Raw genomic sequence first — 2,917 nt, forward strand, 5'->3', positions numbered from 1 at the left:
AGCGTGGGTGCGATCATGTCTTGATCGCTGTGGGTGGTTCCCCCTTTTTTTTGGCGGTAACGGGTTTCGTCCCGGTGAGCCAGGCCAGGGCGAGCATGGACAGGGTGGTGTGGGCATACCAGGCCCGCCAGCTGCGGACCTGGTAGTGGTCCAGCCCGGCTTCGTTCTTGGCCTGCTGGAAACACTCTTCGATCCGCCACCGTGACCCCGCGATCCACGCCAGATCAGCGATCGTGGACCGGCGCGGCCCGTAGCAGACGTAGTAGGCGATCTCGGCGGGGTCGCTGAGGCTGCGGCGGGCCAGGAGCCAGTGCCCGCGGCCGGGTTGCCAGCCGATGCGGATCGGGACCTTCGCCCAGTCGTAGTCGCGTGGCCCGTGCGCGCCGGCACCGGCGGAGATCCGTTGCCAGGCTCGGGCCGGGAGCGCGGCGACGAGCTCCTCAGCGCGGGCCTGGCCGAAACCGGTAGTGATCAGGGTGTCGTTGCGGCGGGTGGCCAGGACATGGGCGATGTCGTGTTGTTCGAGCCAAACCCGCAGGTATTTGACCTGTCCGTAGGCTTCGTCCGCGCGGTGAACCAGCGAAACGGCATCTTCGCGGCCAGTGCCCGTTCCAGCATGGCCATCGCCAGCCGTGGCTTGGTCGCGAACCCGACCTCCTCGGGGATACCGGCGGCCCGGCAGCGGTCGCGGTCGTCGGTCCATGACTCCGGTAGATACAACTCCCGGTCCACCAGGGCGTGGCCGTGGCTGGAGGCATATGCGAGGAATACTCCGATCTGGCAGTTCTCGGTGCGTCCGGCTGTGCCGGAGTACTGGCGTTGCACCCCGGCCGAGTGCAAACCCTTCTTCAGGAACCCGGTGTCATCGGCGATCAGCACCGCATCCCGGTCACCGAGCCGCTCGGCCACATACGAGCGCACGTCGTCGCGGACTCCGTCGATGTCCCAATCCGCCCACCGCAGCAACCGCTGCATCCCGTCCGGGCTCGCCTCACCGGCCCGCTCGGCCAGCGTCCACCCGTTCTTACGCTCGAGCCCCGCGACCAGCCCGGTCACGTACGCCCGGGCCGGCCCCGCGGCTCCGACCGCGTGAACCGCCCACCGATCCTCTCGTGCAACGAATCCAACTCCGCTGCAATAATATCCACCACCACACCAGCAAGCTACCGAACCGACTGCCGTTGCAGTATTAGAGCATGTCTCATGTGGCTGATTTGGCGAGTTTCTTGTAGCAGGTTAGTGCCGCAGCGAGGGTGAGGAAGGCGAGGAAGTGGATGGCCTTGCGGTCGTAGCGGATGTTGAGGCGGTTGTAGCCGGTCAGCCAGGAAATCGTGCGCTCGATCACCCACCGGTGACGGCCGAGGCGGTGGGAGGATTCGATGCCTTTGCGGGCGATGCGGACGCCGATTCCGCGGTTTCGCACCCATCGCCGCAGTTCGGCGGTGTCGTATGCCTTGTCGGCGTGCAAGTTGCCGGGTCTGGGTCTGCGCGGACCGCGCCGCGATCGGATGGCAGGGATCGCTTTGACCGGGACTGCCCCGGCTTTGGTTGACTCGCGGGTTTGATCTTTCAGGCCGCGAGTGCGGGCCGGTTTATTGTTTCAAACTCGATCGGGGTGAGTCGGCCGAGTCAGCGTTGCCGGCGGGTGCGGTGGTAGGTTTTCTCGATCCAGACCACGATCGCCAGGCGGAGCTCGTCGCGGGTCGCCCACCGTTTCCGGTCGAGCACGTTCTTCTGCAGCAGCGCGAAGAACGACTCCATTGCCGCGTTGTCACCACACGCCCCGACCCTTCCCATCGATCCTCGTAACCCCTTGACCGACAACGCATTCACGAACTCCCGAGAGCGAAATTGGCTGCCCCTGTCCGAGTGGACAATCGTCGCGGTCGGTGATCGGAGACCAACGGCATGGTTCAATGCCGACACCGCCAACGACGCCTTCATTCGTGAATCGATCGAGTACCCGACGATCCGGTTGGAGAACACGACCTTCACAGCGCACAGATATAGTTTTCCCTCACCGGTGACGTGCTCGGTGATGTCTGTCAGCCACACCGCGTCCGGGACAGCGGCAGTGAAGTGGCGCCCGACGAGGTCGTCGTGGACCGGTGGGCCGGCCTTGCGAGTCAGCCCGCGTTTCTTGGCGAACACGCTCCAGATCCGTTGAGATGAACACAATCTGGCGACTCTGTTCTCGCTGGCACGGATACCGCGGGCGGGCAGTTCGTCGGCGATGAATCGGTCGGCGTGGATGTCGAGTGCGGCGTCGATCAGATGCGCGTCGTCCCAATCACGTTGCGAGACAGGGTATCGCTTCCATTTATAGAACGCTTGGGTGGAGAAGCCGAGTACCCGGCAGGTCACCGTGACGGGGATGCCGTCAGCGGCCAGGTCGAGGACCAGCGGGTAACTCATTTGGGTTGACGTCACGCGAGAAATAGGCGACCGCGCGGCGCATGACCTCGGCTTCTTGTTCCAACTGGCGGATCCGTTTACGTGCTTCACGTAACTCGGCGGACTCATCACGGGTGGCGCCGGGCCGATGTCCGTCTTCGATGTCGGCTTGTTTGAGCCAGTTCTTCACACAGCTCTGCGAGATCCCGAAGAGTCTGGCGATCTGGGTCAATGAGATCTCGCCCTTGCGGGCGACCGCGACCACATCGCGGCGGAACTCCTCGGGATACGGCTTCGGCATGGTGAACATCCTTCCAGCGAGGACGAATCCTCACAGGTCAGGAGTCAACCGAACCGGGGGCAGTCCCACCAGTGGACGCAGCGCTTCGGCGTCGTTGGTGTTGGCAGCCGAGATAGCCACGGACAGAACGATTGCCGCGCGGTCGGACAGCACGTGGATCTTCGAGCCGGGCTTGCCGCGATCGACCGGGTTCGGGCCGGTTAAAGGTCCCACCTTTTCGAC

Annotated in this window: 4 pseudogenes; all 4 read right to left on the reverse strand. The window is 64.4% G+C overall.

Annotated elements, in window-relative coordinates:
- Positions 1 to 13: 13 nt before the first annotated feature.
- Positions 14 to 1,154, reverse strand: a pseudogene (locus ABZW96_RS37435) (IS701 family transposase).
- A gap of 47 nt (positions 1,155 to 1,201) precedes the next feature.
- Positions 1,202 to 1,534 (reverse strand): annotated as a pseudogene (locus ABZW96_RS37440) (transposase); the annotation flags it as partial.
- A gap of 98 nt (positions 1,535 to 1,632) precedes the next feature.
- Positions 1,633 to 2,695: pseudogene (locus ABZW96_RS37445) on the reverse strand (IS3 family transposase); the annotation flags it as partial.
- An 84-nt stretch (positions 2,696 to 2,779) separates the two neighbouring features.
- Positions 2,780 to 2,917, reverse strand: a pseudogene (locus tag ABZW96_RS37450) (IS5/IS1182 family transposase); the annotation flags it as partial.

The organism is Nocardia sp. NPDC004168, from assembly GCF_040610355.1.
GTDB classification, from domain to species: Bacteria; Actinomycetota; Actinomycetes; order Mycobacteriales; family Mycobacteriaceae; genus Nocardia; species Nocardia sichangensis.